Origin of the sequence: Haloglomus halophilum (genome assembly GCF_024298885.1) — an archaeon.
Classification (GTDB): Archaea; Halobacteriota; Halobacteria; order Halobacteriales; family Haloarculaceae; genus Haloglomus; species Haloglomus halophilum.
Map to the genome: position 1 here is coordinate 2,271,253 of NZ_CP101166.1, position 22,968 is coordinate 2,294,220.

A 22,968-nucleotide genomic window follows, 5' to 3' on the forward strand; every position below is an offset into this window, starting at 1 on the left:
CCACGCCCAGAACCCAATGAAGTACGTCGTCACCATCCAGCACCCCGGCCACGTCCACTTCTTCAGGTACGCCATCCGCGAGCTGGAGGACGCGGGCCACGAGGTCCACGTCTTCTGCAAGGACCTGGAGGTGGTCTGTGACCTGCTCGAGGAGTACGGCATCGCGTACGAGGCGCTCGCGGGCGACCGCGGGAGCCTGCTCAACCTCGCGGTGACCCAGCTCACCTACGAGGCGCGGCTGCTGCGCCGAGCGCGGGCCATCGACCCGGACGTGATGACGGCCATCGGCGGGACGGCCGTCGCGCACGTCGCGCCGCTCGTCGGGGCCCGCTCGGTCGTCTTCACCGACACCGAGCACGCGCCCGGCAACCGGGTCACGTTCCCGTTCGCCGACGAGGTGTGGACGCCGGCGTGCTACCACGGCGACGTGCCCGACGAGCACCACACCTACCCGGGCTACCACGAACTCGCCTACCTCCACCCGGACCGCTTCGAGCCGGACCCCGCGGTCGTCGCGGAGGCCGGCCTCGACCCGGACGACCGGTTCGTCGTCCTCCGCCTGACGGCGTGGGACGCCTCGCACGACGTGGGACAGGGCGGCTTCGAGGACATGGCCGACGCCGTCGAGCGCCTCGAGGCGACCGGCGCGGAGGTGCTCGTGACGAGCGAGGTCGACCTCCCGCCCGAACTCGAGGACCGCCGCGCCAGCGTCGACCCCCACCGGATGCACCACCTCCTCGCCGCCGCCGACCTGTTCGTCGGTGAGGGGGCGACGATGGCCGTCGAGAGCGCGGTGCTGGGCACCCCGGCGGTCTACGTGAACACCCTGCGGATGGGCTACACGGACGAGGTGGAGGCCCGCTACGGCCTCCTCTACAACTGTCAGGGCTCGTTCCGGCACCAGCGCGCGCTCTCGACCGCCGAGCGCATCCTCGCCGGCGAGGAGGGTGGTGACTGGGCCGAACGGCGCGAGGCTCTGCTCGCCGACACGGTCGACACCACCGAGGTCGTCCTGGCCGCACTGCGCGACGAGACACCGCCGACCGGCGCCGGGTCCGACCCCACGGCGACGGTCGCTCCCGCCGATGACTGACCCCGACGACCCCCCGTCACTGACGGGGAGCGAGTGGTCTCGGTCCGGGGTACCGGTGGCGCTCCGTGGCCCTTCCGTCGGCGACCGCGACCGGGCCGGCGACGACGCTGGCGACGCCGGCGGTCGCGCCAGTCCCGACGTGGACGGTATCCCTCTCGCGGGCACGCCGCTCCTCCGGGACGGCGGACAGCGCCCGGCATCGGTCCCGGCTCCGGACGGGTCCGGCGCCGTGGACGACACTCCGGATGGTGCCGCGGCCGACACTGGCGACGACACCCCGGACGGCACCGCAGGGACGGCGCCGGCGGCCACCACGACCGCCGATGCCTCCCACGACGACCTCCGGGAGGCCGTCTCCGGCCTGCGCGTCCTGCAGCTGACGAGTTCGCGCCGGTCGTTCTTCGAGAAGCAGGTCGAGGGGCTGGAGGCCCTGGGCATCGAGTGCGAGACGGTCTCGGTCCCGACCCGTGACGGCCGCGAACGGGGCCGGGGGCCCCGCGAGTACCTCGCGTTCGCGCTCCGGACGCTGGGACGTGGGCTGGAGGAGTTCGACCTCGTCCACGCCAACTACGGGATGCTCGGGCCGCTCGCGCTCGCCCAGCCGACCCGCCCGGTGGTGCTGACGCTGTGGGGCTCGGACCTGCAGGGACCGGGCTGGCTCTCGCGGACCAGCCGGCTCTCGGCCCGGTTCGCCGACCGGACGGTCGTCCCCTGGCCGTCGATGGCCGCGGACCTCGACACCGACCACGACCTCGTCCCGTTCGGCGTGGACACGGACCTGTTCCGGCCCATCCCCAGGGACGCGGCCCGCGACCACGTAGGTTGGGCCCCCGACGAGCGCGTCGTGCTGTTCCCCTACGCCCCCGACCGGCCGGTGAAGAACCACCCGCTGGCCGAGCGCGTGGTCGAGCGGGTGCCGGACGCCACGCTCCGGACCGTCTCGGGCGTCGACTACGAGGAGATGCCGTACTACATGGCGGCGAGCGACGCGCTGCTCGTGACCTCCGACCGCGAGAGCGGGCCGATGGTGGTCCGGGAGGCTGCGGCCTGCAACCTCCCGGTCGTCTCCCGGGATGTCGGCTTCGCCGCCGACGCCCTCGACGGGGTCGCCAACTGCGCCATCGCCGAGGGCGAGGCCGGCCTCGCGGCCGCCCTCGAACGCGTCCTCGACGCCGACGGCCGCTCGGACGGCCGCGAGACGGCCGACGAACTGGGCATCGACGAGACCGCACGGCACCTGGCACGGGTGTACCGGTCGGTGCTGGACTGAGCGGCGCGGTCGTGGTCCCGTTCTGGCCAGGAATTATCGTTTGTGGTTGGGATTTCTAGCGAATGGTCGAAATTATTGAGAAATTCCGGGGATTTCCCATCTCATCCGACGAGTGGCCCCGGGCCACGGATTCGAGCGGGTCTTACGCGGTCGCTAACGCTCCGCTCTCGCAGATTGTCTATCTCATAGTAAACTCGTTGTGCCCTCCACGGGGACGTGATGACTCACGTCTCGCTGACGATGGGCGTGCCGGGTCGGTCCGGCGTCGTCCACCCGGCGGCAGGGGGTGTCGACCGTGTATAGGGACCACACCGTCGGTGTGGTCGTCCCGGCGTACAACGAGGAGGCGCTGGTCGGTCGGGTGGTGGAGACGATGCCCGAGTTCGTCGACCGGGTCTACCTCGTCGACGACGCCTCGACCGACGACACCTGGGCGGAGATCAACGACGCCGTCGCGACCGCTCGCGAGGCGGAGGCTCTCGACGACGGCTCCATCCACGGCGCGTTCGACGAACGCTGGGTCCCCATCCAGCACGACGACAACCGGGGCGTCGGCGGGGCCATCCTCACCGGCTACCGGCGCGCGCTCGCGGACGACATCGATGCGACGGCCGTGATGGCCGGCGACGCGCAGATGGACCCCGACGTGCTGCCGCGCCTGCTCGCCCCCGTGGTCGAGGGCGAGGCCGAGTACGTGAAGGCCAGCCGCCTGCTCCGCCGCGAGGACTGGACGGGGATGCCGCCGTTCCGCCTGTTCGGGAACCTGCTGCTGACCGGGCTGACCCGCATCTCGAGTGGCTACTGGCGGATGACCGACCCACAGAACGGCTACACCGTCATCTCCCAGCACGCGCTGACGGAGCTGGACCTCGACGCGCTGTACGAGGATTACGGCTTCGCGAACGACCTGCTCGTCCGGCTCAACGCCCACGGGATGCCCATCGCCGACGTCGAGACCCCCTCCGAGTTCTTCTACGAGGACGAGGAGTGGGACAGCCACATCGACCTGAAGACGTTCGTCCCGAAGACCTCCGTGCTGTTGCTCCGGAACTTCTGCTGGCGGCTCCGGCGCGACGGTGGCCCCGGTCCGGTCCGGTCGCTCCTCGCGCTGTACGCCGTCGGCGTCGTCGGCGTGGTGGTGGCGCTCGTGCTGTTGCTCTCGAGCGTCGTGGCCCCCGCGGGTGACTCCGCCGACGGCTCCCCGACGCTGCTGGTGGCCGGCGGTCTCTCACTCCTGCTGGGGTTCGCCCTCGACCTCGGCTCGAACGCGGGGCTGCATACGCGGGTGTATTCCGAGCCCCACGATTGAGTGGCTGCATACGCGGGCGTACATCGGGTCCCACGGGTGGGTGGCTGCATACGCGGGTGTACATCGAGCCCGACGGCTGACCGGCACTCGATGTCTCGTCCCGGTCCTGCCGCACCCTTCGCTCCATGTTGCTGGGGTCCGGCGCCGAATCGAACGCCGACGATATGCACGGTCTAAGGGCTTCTCGGGCCGTGCAACGGAGTGAAACAGGTGACAACAATCTCGGTCGTTTGTAAGTCCCTGTTGCCAACAGTGGGTCGATGACAGCGACACGCGATGGCGCTCCTCCGGCGGAGCCGGCCGCCGAGGAGGAGTCGGGGCCGCCGTCGGCCCCCGCCGATACGTCGCCGCCCGGACTCTCGGCCGACGAGTTCTTCCACGCGCTCCAGGAGGAACGTCGTCGGCACGCGCTTCGGTGCCTGCTGGACCACATGGAACCGGTCGAGGTCGACCGGCTCGCCGAATGGGTCGCCAGTCGGGAACACGGCCAGGATGACGGCGGCCCGTCGGCCGAGGCATCCCAGCGGACGTATCTCTCGCTCTACCAGTGCCATCTCCCCAAGCTGGACAGCCTCGACCTCGTCGACTTCGACCAGTCGAGCGAGACCGTGACGCTGACCGGGAGGGCCGACCACTTCGCACCCTACCTCGGTGCTCCGATTCCGGGCGACGAGCACGACGATGCCCCGGACGGGCCCCCTGGCGGCGGTCGGTGGCCTCGGGCGCTCGTGGGCGCGAACGCCCTCGGCGTCGGCCTGCTGGCGCTCGCGTGGTTCGGTCCCGTCGCCACGCTCGCGGTCTCCTTCCGCGTGGCGGCGGCCGCCGTCCTCGCCATCCACACGGCACTGACGGCCGCACTGTTCATCGACCGCGGGCGCTGACCGGCGCTCCCATCCTGTATCCATGACACTCACGACCACCTTCCAGCCGACAGCCACGCTCGCCCCGTCGGGACCCGGGGCCATCACCCGCCCCTCGTTCGGCGTCCTCGGGGCCGGGGTCGGTGAGCTCCAGCTGTCGCTCACGTCCCCAGTGCTCGGCCTGTTCCTCGTCGGGGTCGCGGCCGTCCTCGCGTTGCTCGCCGGCATCCGTGACCGGCTGTCCGACGCCGTGGCCGCAACGGGGGTCGCCGACCGCCTCTCCGACGATGGTCCCGGGTCGACGGCCGGCATCCCGTCGGCGGCGCGGCTCTCCGAGGAGGAACGGTTCGTGGTGGACCTGCTGCGGCGGAACGAGGGTCGCGTCCGGCAGTCGAACATCGTGGAAGCGTCGGACTGGTCGAAATCGAAGGTGAGTCGCCTCCTCTCGGCGATGGAGTCGGACGGCTACATCGAGAAGGTCGCCGTCGGGCGCGAGAACATCATCGTCCTGTCTGGCGAAGAGCCGGAGCGGTAGCCGTCCGCGTCGGGTCCGCACAGGCGGTGCTCACCGGTACTGGGACGACCCCCACCGAGTCCGTCACGGCGGGGGTGTCGATACGGTGACGACCCACGCCGCCGCTTACCGTCTGACAAATCGGTTGTCGCGGCGATTATTACGCTCGTAATAGCCGCCGACCGGTGGGAACGCGTGTGCAAACCGCGGTAATACGGCTATACTGTCATCCGTACTCCCTCCGTTCCCGGATGCTGACGCGGTCGGTGCGCTTACCCGGCCGATAGTAATGGAACGTACTGCGCATTGGATGACCACGGAGAGACGGACCCCCCGGCTCCGTGTGATTCGACCAATGACCCACCAGATACCCGCGGCCCGGTTCCGACGTCCCCGATCGCTCGACGACCACGGCACGCCCGCCGTCAGCCCTGCCGGCCAGCGAGGGGGCTGACCATGTGTGGCATCATCGGCTGCGTGGGGACCGAAGACACCGCGTACCGCCTCGTCTCCGGACTGGAGAACCTGGAGTACCGCGGCTACGACTCGGCCGGCATCGCCGTCCGGAACGGGCAGGACATCCGGGTCGAGAAGAACGCCGGGAAGGTCACCGAGCTGAAGCACGCCATCGTCGACGACGTCCCGCGCGGACAGCTCGGTATCGGCCACACCCGCTGGTCGACCCACGGCGCCCCGACCGACGAGAACGCCCACCCGCACACGGGCGAGACGGGTGAGGTCGCGGTCGTCCACAACGGCATCATCGAGAACTACGACGAGCTCCGCGAGGAACTCGAGGCCGAGGGCCGCGAGTTCACCAGCGAGACGGACACGGAGGTCGTCCCGCACCTCATCGAGCGCTACCAGGCAGCGACCGAGGACCTAACGGGTGCCTTCGAGCGTGCCGTCGACGACATCGCCGGGAGCTACGCCATCGTCGCGGTCGCCGAGTCCGAGGACCGCATCCTCGCGGCTCGCGAGGACTCCCCGCTCGTCGTCGGCTTCGACGACGACGCCACCTACATCGCGAGCGACGTGCCCGCCTTCCTCGAGCACACCGACGAGGTCGCCTACCTCCAGGACGGCGACACGGCGATGCTGTCGGCCGACGGCCTCCGCGTGACCGACGCGGACGGCGACGAGATCGAGCGCGAGCGCGAGGTCGTCGAGTGGGACGCCGAGGAGACCGGCAAGGGCCAGTACGACCACTTCATGCACAAGGAGATCGACACCCAGCCCGAGGCCATCACCAACGCGCTGCAGGGCCGTGTCGAGGACGGCGACGTCTCGCTCGAGAACTTCCCGCCGGGGACGTTCGAGGGCGTCGCGGCCGTCCAGTTCGTCGCCTGCGGGACCTCCTACCACGCTGGCCTCTACGCCGCCCGCCTGCTCAACAAGGCGGGCGTCCCGGCCAACGCCTACCGCGCCAGCGAGTACGCCAGCGGTGACATCCCCGCGACCGGGGACACGCTGGTCGTCGCGGTCACCCAGAGCGGGGAGACCGCCGACACGCTCAGCGCACTCCGGCAGGCCCAGGACATGGGCGCACGCACGACGACCGTGACCAACGTCGTCGGGTCGACCGCGGCCCGCGAGGTGGAGACGCCGCTGTACATCCGCGCCGGTCCCGAGATCGGGGTCGCCGCGACGAAGACGTTCTCCTCGCAGGTCACGACGCTCGCGCTCCTGGCAGAGCGCATCATCGACGATGTCGCGGCCGGCACGCCCCGCGAGGACCGCGCGTCCTACCTCGAGGCGCTCCAGCGCCTCCCCGACCAGATCGGCGAGGTGCTCGGCACCTCCGAGGCCGAGCGCGTCTGCCGCAACCACGTCCACAAGGAGGCGTACTTCTTCATCGGCCAGGGCGTCGCCTGCCCGGTCGCGAAGGAGGGCGCGCTGAAGTTCAAGGAGATCACCTACGAGCACGCCGAGGGCTTCGCGGCGGGCGAACTGAAGCACGGCCCGCTCGCGCTCGTCACGCCCGACACCGTCGTCTTCGCCGTCTTCACCGGCGGCGAACGCGACGAGAAGACGCTCAACAACGCCAAGGAGGTCCAGGCTCGTGGTGCCGACATCGTGGCCATCGCGCCGGAGGGCGTCGATGTCTCGGCGTGTACCGACGAGGTGCTCCGGGTCCCGGCGACGGACGCGGACCTGACGAGCCTCCTCACGAACGTCCAGCTCCAGCTGCTCTCGTACCACTCGGCCGATATGCTCAACCGCGAGATCGACCAGCCGCGCAACCTCGCGAAGAGCGTCACGGTCGAGTAACACTCCTCGGGGGCCGCCGTCTCGCGAGCGACGAAGCCGGTTCCTTCTACGGTTCGAACCGACCACCGCACGCCCGATAGCCGCGGCATCGTCGTCCGCCGATGCCACTCTCGGCCCGGTCGTCGCCACATCGTCGTTCGTCGACGACCGGCCGGAACTGCCGACTGCCTCTCCGACATCTAGCGCTATCGCCACTCTAAGCGTCTCCTGAAACTGTTGTCGCGAGATAATCGGTGCGATAGCTTCGGGGGCGAACTCGTACCCGCGAGAGCGCCGAACCTGTGCTATCGGGTGCTGGTGGTCGATTGTGGGAGTTATACCGCCTGTAAGTTCGTGAACTGGTCTGAACGGCCGCTGTCGTTGATAGGGCTGTATGGTCCCACCGGGTGATGCATGGTACGCACGACGATTGCAGCCGCGGTCGCACTCTCACTGGTGCTGACCCCCGCCGCGGTCGGCGGCCAGTCCAGTGTCGCGTCGGGTGAGACGCCCGCCTCGATGGATGTCGGGCAACAGCTGCCGAACCTCGGCAGCGACACCCCTCAGTCAAGTCAGGCTGGCAGTTCGAACTCCGACGACGACCTGCAGTGCGAACCCGGTGAGGAGGATGGAGACGTGATCAACGACGACGACGTCGTAGACCCCGGCACGGGCGAGTCCCGCGACGGGGCCACCGACGGTGACAACGACATCACCAACGACAACGATGTCGTCGACGCCGACCCCGATGCGCCGGGCCGGAACAGCACCGGCACGGACGACGAGTCCGGTGACGGCGATATCATCAACGACAACGATGTCGTCGACGGGGATGGCGACCTCCCCGGCAGCAGTGCCGGCGGCGACGACGGCACCCGTGACGAGGGTGACGGCGACGGCGACATCATCAACGACGACGATGTCGTCGACCTGGACGCCAACGACAACGGTCCCACCGGCAACTCCACCGACGACGGTGGCGACGGCACGGCCGACGAGGGCGGCGACGGCGACATCGTCAACGACAACGACGTGGTCGACGCTGACGCCAACGATAACAACCCCGACGACGGGACCAACGACTCGGGCGACGATGGCACCACCGCCGGCGGTGACGGCGACGGTGACATCGTGAACGACAACGACGTCGTCGACCTGGACGCCAACGACAACGCCGTTCGCGACGGTGCGAACGACGATGGCTCCGACGGCACCAGCGACAACGGTGGCGACGGCGACATCATCAACGACAACGATGTCGTGGACGTCGACGCCAACGACAACGCCGCAATCGACGAGTCCGGCGACAGTGGCGACGACGGCACGACCGACGAGTCGGGCGACGGTGACGTCGTCAACGACAACGACGTGGTCGACGCCGACGCCAACGACAACAACGTCGTCCAGCGCTACGACGGGAGCGAGGACGGCGAGGACGACGGCACGAACCACGACGATGAGGAGGTCCGCAACGACAACGATGTCGTCCGCTTGACCGTCAGCGGCAACACGGTCTCCGAGGGTGAGCAGGGCGAGAACGACGCCTCCGTCGAGCCGCAGAACGTCGAGGTCAACACGACCACCGTCGACGGCGGCACCGACGTCACCAACGACAACGACGTGGTCGACGTCGACGCCAACGACAACACGGTCGTCGAGTCCTCCGGTGACGGCGGTGGCGCGCCGAGCCCGCCGAGCAGTCCGTCGTCGCCCGCGGAGACGAGCGACACGTCGGACTCGACCAACAGCACGGACATCTCGAGTACGGCCGACAGCACGACCGACGGTACCACGAGCGACGTGACGACGGACGCGACCGCGTAACGTCGCCACCACCTGTGGTTCATTTCTTCGGCTGCCACGTCCGATAGCCGCAGGCTCGTCGATCCGAGGGCGCTTGGCGGGACCTAACCAAAGGGGAGCATCGCCAGGGGTGGGGTATGGGACAGACGACGCGTCGCGGAGTGCTCGCCACGATGGGTGTGCTCGCCACCGCCGGGTGCAGTAGCGTCTCCGGCCTCGGCTCGGGTGGCTCGGATGACTCGGGCGGTTCGGGCGACGGGGCGGACGGTGGCTCTGGTGGGAGCCTCCGGAAGGAGACGGTGAAGGAGGTCTCGCGCTCGGTCACCCTGAAGCAGGACCAGTTCGAGGCCGTGCCGCTCTCGTTCGACCGGCAGACGGTGCTGTTCTTCTCCGTCGTGGCGGACCGGAACGTCGACGTGCTCACCTTCCGACGCCCGGACTTCGAGACGTACCGGACGGACGCGGCCGACCAGCTCCGGTTCGTCGACGCGCTGAGCGAACAGCGCACGGAGGCTACCTCGCAGGGGTCGGCGGTCTCGCCCGGAGAGCCGGTCGTCGTGGTCGACAACACGACGTGGGGCGAGACCCAGCCCAGTCAGCGCGTCGATATCGAGCTCGAACTGGAAGCGTTCATCCGCGACGACGGCAGCTCCCCCTGAGCCGCGCCCGGTGACGGCCCGGCCGCTCGCGGTTTCGGCTCCGCAGACGCACGGTCATGGCTTCGCAGGCGCCGAAACGGTACGATTTAGCCGAACAATAGGTACACCCGTGCCACCGGCACGTCGGGTGCATCATGGTAGTGGATGGCACTCGGACGCGGCGGGACGTTCTCAGAACAGCGGGCGGTAGCCTCGCGGTCACCGGCCTGGTCTCGGTGGCCGGGTCGGCGGCTGCGAGCCTGGACGGGAGCGACACGGCCACCGAGACGGTCCGGGCGACCGTGGGCTATCGCGACCGGGCCGGCAAGCGTGCGGCGGAACAGCTCGCGGGCGCGACACGGTACGATTTCTCGTTCGACGCGGTGACAGTCGACCTCCCGGTGAGGGCGCTCGACGCGCTCGGGGACGACCCGTCCGTCCGGTACGTCGAGCGCGACATCGAGATGCGGGCGCTCGGCGAGACCCCGTGGGGCATCGACCGGACCGACGCGGATGTCGCCCACGGGAACGGCGAGACGGGCGCGGGCGCCGACATCGCCATCATCGACACGGGTATCGACGCCACCCACGGCGACCTGGCGGCCAACCTCGGCGAGGGTACCGCGTTCCTCGGGGGAATCCAGAGCAGCGAGTGGCAGGACGACAACGGCCACGGCACCCACTGTGCGGGCATCGCCGACGCCGTCGACGACGGGGAGGGTGTCGAGGGCATCTCGACCGCGGCCACCCTCCACGCGGTGAAGGTACTGACGGCGCCGGGGTCGGGGCTCTCCTCCGACGTGGCGCGGGGCATCGAGTGGACCGCCGACCAGGGCTACGACGTGGGGAGCCTCTCGCTCGGGTCGAGTTCGCCCTCCGAGGCCGTCCGGGACGCCTGCGAGTACGCCCACGCCGAGGGGGTCTTCCTCGCGACGGCCGCCGGCAACAGTGGCCCCTGTACGGACTGTGTGTCCTACCCGGCCGAGAACGACTACACGGTCGCGGTCAGCGCGACCGACCGCGACGACTCGCTGGCGAGCTACTCCAGTCAGGGGCCGGAGGTCGACATCGCTGCGCCCGGTACGGAGATCTACTCCACCTACCTCGGCGGGCGCTACACCCGCCTCTCGGGCACGTCGATGGCCGCACCACACGTCGCGGGGGCCGCCGGCCAGCTGATGGCCGACGGCACGAGCGCCGCCGATGCCCGTCTGGAACTGGAGAACTCGGCCGAGGACGTGGGCCTGAGCGAGAACGAGAGCGGCGCGGGCCTGCTCGATGTCGCCAGCGCGCTCGGCTACGACTCCAGCGACGACGGCCTCGGGAACATCGGCGACAGCGGCGACGACGGGGGCCTGCTCGGGGGAAGTCTGCTGTAGGTCACCGCACTCTGTGTCGGCCCTGTGGCGGAAATAGTTGGAATATGTATTGATTATATTTCAGAGACGCCAAATAAGTCCTCATGGTGGGTGTCTCGGATATAATATCTGGTTCTCTGAGTTAAATTCGTCGCCGGGAACGGTCGACGCGACAGCCGCCGACATGACGGCGGTCGCTCGACCGTGGCGCGGTTCGTGCAGGTACCAGTGCCGACGCCTCGCTCCGTGGTCTACGCGGTGGCTAATATTGTACGGTCGCACCGAATGACGGCCAACCGATGGCTCGTCGGCTCCGCGACCCACGACTCCTCGCTGTCTTCGCGCTCGGTGCCGTCCTGCGGCTCTCCCAGCTCGGCCACGAGAGCCTCTGGACGGACGAACTCATCACGCTGGAGTTCGTCACGCGCTGGAGCGGTCTCGAACTGCTCGTCAACCTCCCCACGGCCCAGCCCCACCTCCCCGTCTACTACCTCGTGCTGGACGCGTGGGTGGCGGTCGCCGGCACCTCGGCGCTGGCACTGCGGCTGCCATCGGCCGTCTTCGGTATCGCGGCGCTCCCCGCGATGTACCTCGTGGTCGCACGGACCGTCGACCACGAGGCGGGCATCGTCGCCGCGCTCCTGCTCGCCGTCTCCCGGTTCCACGTCCGGTTCTCGCAGGAGGTCCGGATGTACAGCCTGCTCGTCTTCCTCGCGCTGCTCTCGGTCTACCTCCTCCTCCGGGTGCGCGAGACGCCGACGCGCCGGAATCTCGCCGGCTTCGCCGCCGTCACCGTACTGCTCGCGTACACCCACGTCTTCGCCGTCTTCGTCGTCGCGGCTGAGGGCCTGTACGTGGCCTACCGACTCCTGACGGCCGAGGAAGCCGCACTCCGGCCGTGGGCACTGGCGTTCACCCCGGTCGCGCTGTCGCTGGTCCCGTTCGTCGCCGCGGCCGTCCTGCTGATGGGCGGGGCGGACTTCTCGCTGTCGTACGTCCCGCCGCCGACCGTCGAGCGCGCGCTGAAGATGGTCTCGGCGTACGCCGGCTACGGCTTCGGGACGACGTGGCTCGTCCACCTCGTCGTGATTCCGGCGTTCCTCGGGACCGCGGTGCTGGGCCTGCTCCGCTACCGGCTGGTCGGGTTCGACCCGAAGGCGCCCGTCGCGTCGCTCCGTGACGGGCTCGACCTGCGCGTCCGGGCGGCGACGGCGGATACGTCGGTCCTGCTCGGCGCGCTGTTCGTCGTCCCGTTCGGGCTCCCCATCGTCCTCTCGTACGCCGTGACGCCCATCTTCTGGCCGCGCTACACCATCGCCGCCTCCCTGGGGCTGTTCGCCCTCGTCGCGCGCGGGGTCCGGCACGTCGACCTGCCCCTCGCCCGCTACGGGATGGCGGGGCTGCTGGTGCTGGCGATGGTGCCCTCGCTGGGCATCTACTACACGGGCGACCAGAAGGAGCAGTGGCGCGAGGTCGGCGCGACCATCGACGAGCGCGCCGCGGCCGGTGACCTCGTCCTCGTCGCCGACCAGATCACCGAGCGCGGCGCCCGCCACTACGTCGACCGCGACGACGTCCGCATCGAGGGGGTGGTCGTCGAGGACTCCGGGACCGGGAAGGGGCCGACGGGGAACGCCACGATTCGGGCGTACCAGCGCGACGCTGACGGCGTCTGGCTCGTCTTCTCGCACGCGAGCGAGGCCGAGCGCGACCGCGTTCGTGACATCGTGGCCGACGGCCGCGAGCGGACGTTCCACCGCCAGTACGAGGGTGTCGAGGTGTACCGCTACGAGGCCGCCGACGAGTCCGGGGGGTCGGCGTGACGCTCCCTGTCGACAGCCGAATCGCGACTATCGGCCGGGTTAGCGGCTCAGTAACTACGGTACGACCGACCGAGCATCCGGTAACTCTCTACTCGTGACGACGGCCCTGTTCCTCCCCTACTACGAGGCCAATCCCTACCAGGACGAACTGGCGCGGGGGCTGGAAGCCAGCGGTGTCTCCGTCGTGACGGGCGACCACACGGCGCCGCTCCCGGTGTTGCAGGCGTTCCTCGAACATGGGCGGCCCGACGTCCTCCACGTCCACTGGGCGCACTCGCTCGTCGGGTCGCGCTCGCGAGTCGTGACCGCGCTGCTCGGGGTCCGGTTCCTCCTCGAACTCCTGCTCGCGCGGGCTGTCGGCGTCGACGTCGTCTGGACGGTCCACAACCGGTTCCACCACGAGACCGAGGGCGGCCGCGCGGAGCGGTGGTTCCGCCACGCCATCTGCCGGCTGAGTGGGGCCGTCGTCGTCCACGGCGAGACCGCTCGCGACGCCATCGTCGACGCCTACGGCCTCCCCGACCACGTGGCACGGCGTATCGAGGTCGTCCCGCACGGCAACTACGTCGACTGCTACGAGAACGAGGTCTCCCGGGCAGCCGCTCGCGAGGAGCTGGGCCTCCCCGCGGACGCCACCGTCTTCTGCAACGTCGGCAACATCCGACCGTACAAGAACGTCCCCGAACTGGTCGAGACGTTCCGGTCACTCCCCGGTGCCGACCGCCGGCTCGTCGTCGCCGGCCAGCCCCCGGCCGACCCCGACGAGCGCGAGCGCCTGGCCGACCGCTGCGCGGCCGACGACCGCGTCGACTGCCACTTCGAGTACGTCCCGTCCGAGGACCTCCAGTACTACCTGAACGCTGCGGACGTCGTCGTGGCGCCGTTCACCGAGGTCCTCACCTCCGGGAGCGTCGTGCTGGGGCTGTCGTTCGGCCGGCCCGTCGTCGCCCCACGGCTCGGCTGCATCCCCGAGACGGTCGGCGACTGCGACGACCTGCTCTACTATCCGGACGACCCGCAGGGGCTGGAGCGGGCGCTCCGGCGGGCGCTCACCGCCGACCTCGACGCGCTCGAGGACCGCGCCCGAGCCCGTGCGGAGGAACTCGACTGGGAACGCATCGGGCGCCGGACTGCCGCGGTGTACGACGAGGTGGACCGGTCGCTGGGCAGCCGGGCCACGTCCGTCCTCCCGTCCCTGGACCGCGAATGACCCGCCTCCGACGGCTCCTCGCGGCGGCCCGCTCGCGGCTCCGGCCCTCGGGGTCGGTCGGGGAACGCGCCGCCAACAGCGTCGTCTGGGCGTTCCTCGCGAACGGGCTGGGCCGCGGGCTCCAGCTCGCGAAACTGCTCGTCCTCGCGAACTTCCTCTCGCAGGCGGCCTTCGGGCTCGTCGGCGTCGCGCTCCTCCTGCTGGTCGGGGTCCGGCGGTTCTCGAACCTCGGTATCGACGAGGCGCTCATCCAGCATCCTGACGCCGACGTGGACGACTATCTCGCCACCGCGTGGGTCGTGCGCGCGGTGCGGGGGCTGCTGACGGCCGGTCTCGTCTTCGCGGCCGCGCCGCTCGTCGCGGCGTTCTTCGTCGCCCCCGCCCGCCAGCCGCTCCTGACGGCGGTCGTCCGGGCGATGGCGCTCGTGCCGCTCCTCCGGGGCCTCCAGAACCCGGGGGCGGTCTACCTCCGCAAGGAACTGGCCTTCCACCGCGAGTTCGGCTACCGCGTCGGGACCGCGGCCGCCGACGTCAGCGTCGCTGTCGCCGCCGTCATCGCGCTGGGGTCGGTGTGGGCCCTCGTCTACGGGACGCTCGCGGGCGCGGCGACCCGGCTCGGCCTCTCGTATCTCGTCCACCCCTCGCGGCCGGGGCTGGGCTTCGACCGCGCGCGGGCCCGCGAGCTGCTGGGCTTTGGCAAGTGGGTGACCGGCTCGGGCATCGCCGCGTTCCTCACGACGGAGGGCGACGATGCCTTCGTCGGCTGGTTCCTCGGTGTCGGCGCGCTCGGCCTCTACCAGACGGCCTACCGCTTCTCGAACGCGCCGGCCACGGAGATATCGCAGGTCGTCTCCAGCGTGGTCTTTCCCACGTACGCGAAGCTCCAGGACGACGAGGACGCCCTCGAGTCGGCCTACCTCCGGACGGTCCAGCTGACGACGTTCCTCGCGTTCCCGGCCGCCGTTGGCATCGCGGCCGTCGCGCCCGTCTTCGTCGACGCGTTCATCAACAACGAGCAGGGCTGGGACCTCGCGCTGCTGGCGGTGACGATGCAGGCGCTGGCGGCGTGGGGACTCCTCCGGGCCATCGGCGCGACGACCGGCCCGCTGTTCCGTGCCGTCGGTCGACCGGACTACGAGACGAAGATACAGCTCGCGAAACTCGCGGTCATCGCGGTCGCCATCTACCCGCTGACGGCCGCGTTCGGCCTGCTCGGAACCGCCGCCGCGGTCGTCGGGGCCTCGCTGTTCGTCGCCGAGCCCGTCGCAACGGGGCTGGCTGTCCGGACTGCGGGTGCCGACTACCGCGCGTTCCTCGGCCTGCTCGCGTACCCTGCGCTCGGGAGCGCGGCGATGGGAGTCTGTGTGGTCGCGGTCGCGCGGAGCGTCCAGCTGTCCCCCCTTGTCGAGCTCCCCGTGCTCGTGACGGCCGGGCTGGTGACGTACGCGGGCGCGGTGCTGGTCCTCTCGCGGCTGGGGTACGACGTGCTGTCGAGTCTGCGGCAGGCAGCGACGGCGGCGACCGCTGACGCGACGGGATGAGCTGCCCCATGTCCGTCAGCCGCTCTCCGCCCCTGTCTCGCCGAGCGTCAGCGACGCCAGGACGAGCAACATCCCGACCGAGACCACGATGGCCTGGACGAGCGCCGCCGAGAACAGCGTCGTGTCGAAGACGAGGTAGATGAGGCCCTCGCAGATGGCGCCGACGCCGATGCAGACGAACCCGCCCGCGACGAACAGCATCGGCTGGCTCCCGCTCCGGCGGTAGCCGTGGTAGGCCAGTCCGGCGACGACCAGACTGAGCACGAGCGCGACCAGCTTCACCACGAGGAAGGATGGCTGGATCACGTGTTCTCACGGAGGTCACTCCAGAGCGACGTGAAGTTGTCCGCGAGGTCGTCGCTGACCTCGACGGCCACCGAGAGGTCTCCCTCGGACAGTTCGACGTGGAGTTCCTCCAGCGTCGTCACGAAGCGGCGGCGGTGTGACCCGTCGTCGTCGACGGTCGACCGCTCCTCCAGCAGGCCGTGCTCCTGCAGCGTGGCGACGCGGCGGTAGACGGTCGCCAGCGAGACATCACAGCGCTCGCTCAGCGCCTTCGCCGTCTTCGGCTCCCCGTCCGCGGCGAGGAGGATCTGCCGCGCGTAGTCGTCGGCCAGGACGTCGAAGAGGGCGGCCGCGCCCGACGCCTCCTCGTGTGTCATGGCGGGGTGGTGATGGTCCACGGGCAAATGGCCGGTGATGTGCCCCGCCCGCGCTGGCCTCGGCGTCGGGTACCGTGCGGGCCTCGCTGTCGGGTCACTCAGGCGCTCCCACCCGTCGGTGAGACGGAACACCGGCGCGGGTCGCCGACGCGGGCGAGGTAGACGCCGAGGAGCAGGAGGCCACCGAGGCGGAGGAGGTTCCCGTGGAACGGGAGCGTCGCCAGCGCCCCGGCGAAGCCGAGCAGCCCCAGCACGCCCGCCCCGCAGCTCGCACAGCCCGAGGCGAGGAGGCCCGGCAGGACGCTGGACGCCCCGCTCGCGCCGCTGGCGCTCCCGTACCGGACGCGGCCGAGCGCGGTCGTCAGCGCCACGCCCGTCGCCACGGCGTACGCCACGACGAGCGCCAGCCCGACCGTCCCGATGGTCGCGTACGTGTTCGCGGTGAGCGCCAGCACCGCGTCGTCGAGGTAGCCGACGCCGGCGGCGAGCATCTGCGCCGAGTACGACGGGAAGGTGCTCAACACGAGCAGGACGTACGTGCAGACGGCGATGCCCGCCGCGAGGAGCATCCGCGGGGTGGACGTGAGTGGGTAGCCCAGCGCCGCGAGGAACCCCTCGACGTGCCGCTCGACGCGCTCGTTCACGCGTTCTTCACCCGCGTTATCGCCTCGTCGAACCGCTCGTACGGTTGTGCGCCCGTCACCTTGCCGGCTTTCCCGTTCCCGCGATTGTAGAGGACGAACGCCGGGGTCCCGCCGACGCCCAGTTCCTGGGCGGCGTACGTCCGGTCGGCCTTTATCGACGCCTCGATGTCGCTCCGGTGCTCGTCCATCTTCGCCTCGACGGCGGCTGCGTCGATGCCCTCGACGCCCCGCGTCAGTTCCAGGAGGTTCTCCTTCGAGGCCCACCCGGATCCCTTCTCGCCCTGCGCGTCGAACACGGCGCCGTGCCAGCGGCGGTAGCGGCCGGGCGTCGACTCCCGGACCTCCCGCCAGACGCAGCGGTCCATCACCGCCGCCGTCATCGACCCCTCGCTGAGGTAGGGGAACTGGATGAAGACGAGGCGGACCGTCCCCTCCCGGACCTGGTTCTCGACGAGTTTCGGGAACGCGCCGTGTTCGAACCGCTTGCAGAACGGGCACTGGTAGTCCGTCCAGTAGTAGATGTCCACGGGCGCGTCCATCGAACCCATGATGGGATGGCCCGCGAGGTCGATGTCGAACCCCGCCGTCTCCGTGCTGTAGTGGAACCCCGTGTCCAGCGAGGCACCTGTGCCGTTGCCGTTCGAGTCGTTCGTGGCGTTCGCTCCGCCTGCCCCCCCGCCGCTCGACGACGCGGGGGTTCGCGGGACGGTCGCCTCGCTCGACTCGGACTCGAGGTGCGGGGCGGCGTAGACGACGCCACCGCCCGCGAGGACCGTTCCGACGCTGCCGAGCAGGGCCCGTCGCGTGGTCAGGGTGTCCGGGACGTCCATACCACCGGGTCCGCCGCCTCGGATAAGTGCCGAACGCCGATTTGCTGGGTCTGCAAATTTGCGACCTGTCGTTCTGGAAAATTTATACACAGGGGACCGGTCGTCGGGGTCCGTCTCCTGCCGAGCTGTCATGCCAGGCGTCCTGTCGCCCTCGCCGGCCGGTCGGAGTCGGCCGAGCGTTTTTGCGCCACCCTGCCGTCCCCTCCCGGCGTGAACGGGAGTGCTGCGCTCGTCGGGTACATTGCCGCCGCCTCCATCGTCCTCCTGTTCGTCCTCGGGGGACTCGCGACGCCGACGGACCACGACTGGCTCCGGAGCCGGACCGGTGTCTCCCGGGGCGTGGCGGGCGGTATCGTCGTGGTCCTGCTGGTGCTGGTCGGGGCACTGGGTGTCGTCGGGCGGTTCCCCCGGACGGAGGCCGGCCTCGAGGCCGCGTTCCTCCCCGGCGTGCTGGTCGGCGTCGGTCTGTTCGGGCTGGCCGTCGGCGTCGCCAACGGCCGCACCTGGGTTCGGTTCCGACGCCGGGGCGACACCCCCACCGGTGAGGTGGCACCCGGTCCCGTCGCGGTCACCGGTCGTATCGAACGCGCGGACCCGCCGACGGCGCCGTTCTTCGGCGGCCCGGCGGTCGCGTGGGAGTGGTCGGTCGAGGCGAAGAACCGCCACGGGACGAACGACGAGGGCCGCCGTGCGTGGAGCCGGGCCCGCACGGGGCAGGGCGGGGTCCCCTTCCGCCTGGACGACGGCAGCGGCCCCGTGGTCGTCGACCCGACGGCCGCCCGACTCGACGTCTCCGGGAAGACGACGGAGGAGCGGGCGCCCGACGACCCGCCGGGTCGTGCGGCCGCGGTCGCGGACCTCGATATGGGCGGGGAGCGGTTCCGGTTCAACGAGCGGTCGCTCGCGCCCGGCGAGACGGTCACCGTGCTGGGGGTCGCGCGGGACGTGGAGACGAACGAGTACCGCTCCGACGCCGGCACCGGTGCGGCGGACCGGCTCGCGTCCGACCGCGGTGCGGGGGTGGTGCTCGACGCGTCGGCCGACGAGCCGTTCGTGGTCAGCGACCGCTCGCGGGCGGGGACCCGCCGCCGGTACGCGACCCGCGCGTGGCTCGGCGGTGTCGTCGGTGCCGGGACGGTCGCGCTGGGCCTCCGCTGGCTGTTGCCGGTGTTCGAGGTCCCGGTGCCCGTGTGACCCGCTCGGCATCGCTCCGGGGGCCTCGCGACGGCTCCGGAGGTCTCGGTACCGGAAACGCCACCGTTTCGGGTCGAGCTACACCCTGGCCGCCGTCGACCCGACCCTACTCCCGCTCCCGGACGTGGTCGCTGGTCCGCGTCTCGATGTGGAGCTTGTCGGTCGTGCGGATCCACGCGATGTACTCCTGCAGCCGGTCGGCCTCGCGCAGGGCCGCGACGGTGTCGAACGACTCCCGTAGCTCCTCGTTCGTGAACAGCGCGTGGACCTGGTCGTGGCAGGGCCGACAGAGCGTCGCCGTCGGGCTCGTCTGCCGTTCCTCCGGGCGGAGGTGGTGGGTCTGCATCGCCCCCGGGTCACGGACCCCCTCGATGCGCCGGCGGCAGAGTTCGCAGGTCGGCACGGGTGGACGGACGGGTGCGACGAGCAAGAGTCACACGGCAGCCGAGTCGACGCGTCGCCCGTCGACACCACGACCTCCGGGATGGTCCTGATCTCCGGGACGTTCCCGACTTCCGGGCCGATAGCGCGAGCGGTACCTCCCCCGTCGGCGACGTGTCCGTAGAGTGCGATTATCCATCGTATAATGTGCATATGTGCCGCAATATATTCGTTGAGTCCTTGGTACATGCTATGTAATGTTAATTTCATGGGGGGAGTCGAGATGGTGACGGACTAATCTGTCGTGTGTTCTCGGTGGAAAGATACTTGTAGGAATACGAGAAACGCGGAATGACACCATGCAGCGCCGCGAGTTCCTCCGCAGTGCGGCCGTCGTGGGTGGGGTCGCTGCTCTGGGCGGGTGTTCGTTCCTGAACAACGCTCCGCCGCCGCGACGCTCCAACGCCATCGCGTCCGTGGAGCCACAGGACGGCACACTCCGTATCGAGCCCGCCGACTCACCCTGGATCGAGTCACGAAAGGACGCCGCCGCGCCGACGGTGGCCGGTCTGCTGGCGCCCCTCAGCCCGGTCGGGAGTGCCCGGGCCGCGAAGGGCGGCGGGGGCGGCGGCCGCGGGGCCACCGGTCGCGGGACCGGCGGTTTCGCCTCCGCGCCACGGACCAGCAAGGGCCGCGCCTGGTGGCACGGCGGCGATTACGCCGACGACTGGCGCGAGAACCACGAGGACGAGGTCGAGCGCTACCGCGCCACCGTCGCCGCCATCGGGGTCGCCTTCCTCGGCAGCGACGACCGCTTCGAGGACGACCGCCCCGGCGCCGGCGAGGTCCCGTGGGACGAGGTGTATCAGGACCCCGAGCAGGCCAAGACCTACGAGATCTCCCGCGAGGGGTGGTACCGGGTCGGTGCGAACATGGTCGCCGCGGACGGGTCCACCGATTTCGGCTGGGAGTCGGTCGACATGGAGATCGACCGGACGGCGGGTGGCGACTTCGTCGTCGACGAGAAGTGGAAGGTCTCGCCGCGCCTGTGACCGGCAGCGCACCGGCCCGCCCGTCGCTCCCCGCCGGTAGCTACTCGACGCCCACATGACCGACAGCCCCGCGCCGGCCGCCAGGCTCCCTGCGGTCGGTGTCCTGCACGCACTGACGTTCGTCGTCGCGTTCTGTAGCTTCGCGTACGAGCTCGTCTACGCCGAGTTGCTGACGGTCGTCTTCGGCGGTACCGTCACCCAGTACGGGCTCACGGTCGGGCTGTTCTTCTCGTCGCTGGGCATCGGCTCGTTCGCCTCGCGGGCGCTCGACGACGACCGGCCGGCGAACTTCCTCCGCGTGGAGTTCCTGCTCGCGCTGGTCGGCCCCGCCGGCTTCCTGTTCGTCCTGCTCGTGACGGCGAGCGAGCCGCCGGCGTACCTCCCGTACGGGGTCGTCGAGGTCGCCGCCCGGCTGCCCGTGGTGGCCGTCGGCCTGCTGTCCGGGTTCGAACTCCCGCTCCTGACCGCGCTGGTCGAGCGCGAGGCCACCGACGGTCGCCGGGCGGGTCCGCTCGCCCGGGTTCGCCAGCGCCTCCGGGCGGGGACCTACCGCGCCGCGGGCCTGCTGTTCCACGTCTCCCGTGACGAGGAGGCCGTCGAAGGCTACCCGACGGTGCTGGGGATGGACTACCTCGGCGGGCTGGCCGGGGCGCTCCTGTACGTCTTCTGGCTGTATCCCCGGTACGGGCTGGTGGCGACGGTGTTCGTGCTGGGGTTGCTGAACGGGCTGGCCGCGCTGGCGTTCGTCGCCCGGTTCAGCACCTGGAGCCCGTTCGTGGGCGGGGACGGGACGGGCACGGGCGGGGACGGAACCGGCACGGCCGACGAGAGTGCCGCGGCCGACGGCGGGCACCGCCGGCTCCGCAGCGAGGAGGCCCGGGCGCTGATACTCGCCACGCTCCTGCTCACCGCGACCTACGCCGGGGTCGTCCTCGCCGCCGACCGCGTCGAGGGCGAGGTGGAGACGTTCTACTTCGCGAACCGCATCGAGGCGGAGTACCCCGACGGCACCATCGACGCCACCGTCTCGGCGGTCGAGCGGACCCGGTACCAGCGTATCGTCCGCTACGAGCGGACCTGGACCGGCACCGGCCCGAACCCGTACTTCGCGGGGGCGAGCGAGGAGTGCCTGCGGCTCGGGACCGCCGTCCAGCTCTGTGAGTCGTGGGCGGACTCCTACCACCAGGGGCTCGTCGACGTGCCGATGACGATGTACGAGAACGGGAGCGAGACGGAGGTGCTGTTGCTCGGCGGCGGCGACTGGATCGCTGCCGACCACCTGCGCGCGTACAACGTCACCGTCGACCACGTCGACCTCGACGGGGAGTTCATGCAGCGGACGAGGAATCGCGAGTTCTACGCCCGCTACCACGACGACGCCTACGAGTACGACCGGCTGAACACGACGGTCGGCGACGCGTGGCGCTACCTCGGCGAGACCGACGAGACGTACGACCTCATCCTGCTCGACCTCCCCGGCGCCGAGGACGACGACCTGCTGCGGCTCTACTCGACGGAGTTCTACGACCGCCTCCGGACCCACCTCGAACCGGACGGCGTCGTCGGGACGTGGGTCTACTCCCGTTACGACCAGGCCCGCCACCACGCCGCCTACGTCGAGACCGTACGGGCGGCCGGTTTCGACCGCCACGTCGCCTACAGCGCCTGGGAGGACCTCGACGCCGACGGCGAGACCGAGCGCGTCGAGCGGTTCTACCTGCTCTCGCCGGACGACGGCCCCGCGTTCGACCCCGCCGCGGGAGGGGCCTACGTCCGCCGGCACGCCGACCGCTACCGCGGCCTGCAGTGGGAGCCGACCCCGTCCTACCGCGGCGTCCGACCGAACCGCGTCCTCCACCCGAACTACGACATCCTCATCCGGCCGAACCTGCGCAACGAGGACCGACACACCGGGAGGTGGTTGCCGTGGTGAGCGACGACCTGGCGGGCGAGTCGCTCGGCGGCACCGACGACGCGCCGGACCACACGCTGCTCCGGCTGGTGCATCTCTCGACCGCGCCCGACCTCCAGGCGATGGACGTGAAACGGCGGGCCGAGGGCCGGCTGCTCGACGCCCGCGCCGACGTGCGCGTCATCGGGAGCTCGCACTGTCTGAGCCTGCCCGATGCGGGCTTCCACGAGCTCTGCTCCTGCCGGGCCCTTCCGGAGCTGGGCGTCCACCCCCCCGAGGAGGCGGCCGAACCCGATGGCGGCGTCCCGACCACCGCGGCGGGCGAGCAGGGCGCCGTGTCGCCCCGCCGGATTCCGCTCTCGCCCGGCGTCGAGCGGACCCTGACGACCACGACGGGCGAGGTGCGCGCCGCCACGACGGTCGAGGGGCTCGGGCTGGACGCGTTCCCCGCCGACCGCGACTTCGATGTCCGTTACCGGTTCGGTCCGGATGCCGTCACCGCCATCACGCTCGACGGCGACCGGTTCGAGACCTACCACACCTACCCGGAGTTCGACCTCGCGCTCCGCTCGGAGACGGTGCTGACCCGGCTGAAGTGACCGGGGGATTCACGGCGAACGACGC

At 70.5% G+C, this 22,968-nt stretch carries 21 protein-coding genes; 16 read left to right on the forward strand and 5 right to left on the reverse strand.

Going from position 1 to position 22,968, the window contains the following annotated elements:
- Window positions 1-16: 16 nt before the first annotated feature.
- From NL114_RS10930 to NL114_RS10985, 12 genes are all read left to right on the forward strand, one after another.
- Complete coding sequence (locus NL114_RS10930) at window positions 17-1,093, forward strand: DUF354 domain-containing protein (RefSeq protein ID WP_254820953.1); 1,077 nt, start codon at window positions 17-19, stop codon at window positions 1,091-1,093.
- Complete coding sequence (locus tag NL114_RS10935) at window positions 1,086-2,363, forward strand: glycosyltransferase family 4 protein (protein ID WP_254820954.1); 1,278 nt, start codon at window positions 1,086-1,088, stop codon at window positions 2,361-2,363. The genes NL114_RS10930 and NL114_RS10935 overlap by 8 nt, the downstream gene beginning before the upstream one ends.
- 295 nt (window positions 2,364-2,658) lie before the next feature.
- Window positions 2,659-3,672 (forward strand): glycosyltransferase family 2 protein, encoded by a 1,014-nt coding sequence (locus NL114_RS10940; protein ID WP_254820955.1) that lies wholly within the window; start codon window positions 2,659-2,661, stop codon window positions 3,670-3,672.
- 260 nt (window positions 3,673-3,932) lie between these two features.
- Window positions 3,933-4,553 carry a DUF7344 domain-containing protein gene (locus NL114_RS10945; protein WP_254820956.1) on the forward strand — a complete coding sequence of 207 codons (621 nt, stop codon included), beginning with the start codon at window positions 3,933-3,935 and terminating at the stop codon, window positions 4,551-4,553.
- A gap of 22 nt (window positions 4,554-4,575) precedes the next feature.
- Window positions 4,576-5,067 carry a helix-turn-helix transcriptional regulator gene (locus NL114_RS10950; RefSeq protein ID WP_254820957.1) on the forward strand — a complete coding sequence of 164 codons (492 nt, stop codon included), beginning with the start codon at window positions 4,576-4,578 and terminating at the stop codon, window positions 5,065-5,067.
- A 435-nt stretch (window positions 5,068-5,502) separates the two neighbouring features.
- Entirely contained in the window at window positions 5,503-7,317 is a 1,815-nt protein-coding gene (gene glmS, locus NL114_RS10955) for a glutamine--fructose-6-phosphate transaminase (isomerizing) (protein ID WP_254820958.1), read from the forward strand.
- A gap of 393 nt (window positions 7,318-7,710) precedes the next feature.
- A complete protein-coding gene (locus NL114_RS10960) occupies window positions 7,711-9,120 on the forward strand; it encodes a hypothetical protein (protein ID WP_254820959.1) in 1,410 nt (469 codons plus the stop codon).
- Window positions 9,121-9,236: 116 nt separating this feature from the next.
- Window positions 9,237-9,758 carry a hypothetical protein gene (locus tag NL114_RS10965; RefSeq protein ID WP_254820960.1) on the forward strand — a complete coding sequence of 174 codons (522 nt, stop codon included), beginning with the start codon at window positions 9,237-9,239 and terminating at the stop codon, window positions 9,756-9,758.
- Window positions 9,759-9,892: 134 nt separating this feature from the next.
- Window positions 9,893-11,116 carry a S8 family serine peptidase gene (locus NL114_RS10970; protein ID WP_254820961.1) on the forward strand — a complete coding sequence of 408 codons (1,224 nt, stop codon included), beginning with the start codon at window positions 9,893-9,895 and terminating at the stop codon, window positions 11,114-11,116.
- Between the two features lie 278 nt (window positions 11,117-11,394).
- Window positions 11,395-12,918: a glycosyltransferase family 39 protein gene (locus NL114_RS10975; protein ID WP_254820962.1), complete on the forward strand. Its 1,524-nt coding sequence runs from the start codon at window positions 11,395-11,397 to the stop codon at window positions 12,916-12,918.
- A 94-nt stretch (window positions 12,919-13,012) separates the two neighbouring features.
- Window positions 13,013-14,128 (forward strand): glycosyltransferase, encoded by a 1,116-nt coding sequence (locus NL114_RS10980; RefSeq protein WP_254820963.1) that lies wholly within the window; start codon window positions 13,013-13,015, stop codon window positions 14,126-14,128.
- Window positions 14,125-15,669, forward strand: a complete 1,545-nt coding sequence (locus tag NL114_RS10985) for a lipopolysaccharide biosynthesis protein (RefSeq protein WP_254820964.1) — start codon at window positions 14,125-14,127, stop codon at window positions 15,667-15,669. Before NL114_RS10980 ends, NL114_RS10985 begins: the two co-directional genes overlap by 4 nt.
- A gap of 15 nt (window positions 15,670-15,684) precedes the next feature.
- Here the strand turns inward: NL114_RS10985 and NL114_RS10990 are convergent, their stop codons facing one another.
- From NL114_RS10990 to NL114_RS11005, 4 genes are all read right to left on the reverse strand, one after another.
- A complete protein-coding gene (locus tag NL114_RS10990; RefSeq protein WP_350355424.1) occupies window positions 15,685-15,972 on the reverse strand; it encodes a DUF7521 family protein in 288 nt (95 codons plus the stop codon).
- Window positions 15,972-16,331, reverse strand: coding sequence for a winged helix-turn-helix domain-containing protein (locus tag NL114_RS10995; protein WP_254820966.1), 360 nt, complete (start codon window positions 16,329-16,331; stop codon window positions 15,972-15,974). Before NL114_RS10995 ends, NL114_RS10990 begins: the two co-directional genes overlap by 1 nt.
- Before the next feature lie 98 nt (window positions 16,332-16,429).
- Complete coding sequence (locus tag NL114_RS11000) at window positions 16,430-16,975, reverse strand: hypothetical protein (protein WP_254820967.1); 546 nt, start codon at window positions 16,973-16,975, stop codon at window positions 16,430-16,432.
- Window positions 16,972-17,805, reverse strand: a complete 834-nt coding sequence (locus NL114_RS11005) for a DsbA family protein (RefSeq protein ID WP_254820968.1) — start codon at window positions 17,803-17,805, stop codon at window positions 16,972-16,974. The genes NL114_RS11000 and NL114_RS11005 overlap by 4 nt, the downstream gene beginning before the upstream one ends.
- Before the next feature lie 210 nt (window positions 17,806-18,015).
- Here NL114_RS11005 and NL114_RS11010 point away from each other — a divergent pair, with 210 nt between their 5' ends.
- Window positions 18,016-18,999: an E3 ubiquitin ligase family protein gene (locus NL114_RS11010; protein ID WP_254820969.1), complete on the forward strand. Its 984-nt coding sequence runs from the start codon at window positions 18,016-18,018 to the stop codon at window positions 18,997-18,999.
- 106 nt (window positions 19,000-19,105) lie between these two features.
- Here NL114_RS11010 and NL114_RS11015 read toward each other — a convergent pair whose 3' ends face one another.
- A complete protein-coding gene (locus NL114_RS11015) occupies window positions 19,106-19,402 on the reverse strand; it encodes a hypothetical protein (protein WP_254820970.1) in 297 nt (98 codons plus the stop codon).
- A gap of 337 nt (window positions 19,403-19,739) precedes the next feature.
- On the opposite strand from NL114_RS11015, the gene NL114_RS11020 reads away from it, so the two are divergent.
- The 3 genes from NL114_RS11020 to NL114_RS11030 are packed head-to-tail and all read left to right on the forward strand — an operon-like array spanning window position 19,740 to window position 22,943.
- Window positions 19,740-20,432 carry a twin-arginine translocation signal domain-containing protein gene (locus NL114_RS11020; protein ID WP_254820971.1) on the forward strand — a complete coding sequence of 231 codons (693 nt, stop codon included), beginning with the start codon at window positions 19,740-19,742 and terminating at the stop codon, window positions 20,430-20,432.
- 55 nt (window positions 20,433-20,487) lie between these two features.
- On the forward strand, window positions 20,488-22,365 hold the full coding sequence (locus NL114_RS11025; protein ID WP_254820972.1) for a spermidine synthase: 1,878 nt from the start codon (window positions 20,488-20,490) through the stop codon (window positions 22,363-22,365).
- The gene (locus tag NL114_RS11030; RefSeq protein ID WP_254820973.1) at window positions 22,362-22,943 is read left to right on the forward strand and encodes a DUF2617 family protein; all 582 of its coding nucleotides are present in this window, start codon (window positions 22,362-22,364) and stop codon (window positions 22,941-22,943) included. The genes NL114_RS11025 and NL114_RS11030 overlap by 4 nt, the downstream gene beginning before the upstream one ends.
- The last annotated feature ends 25 nt before the right edge of the window (window positions 22,944-22,968 follow it).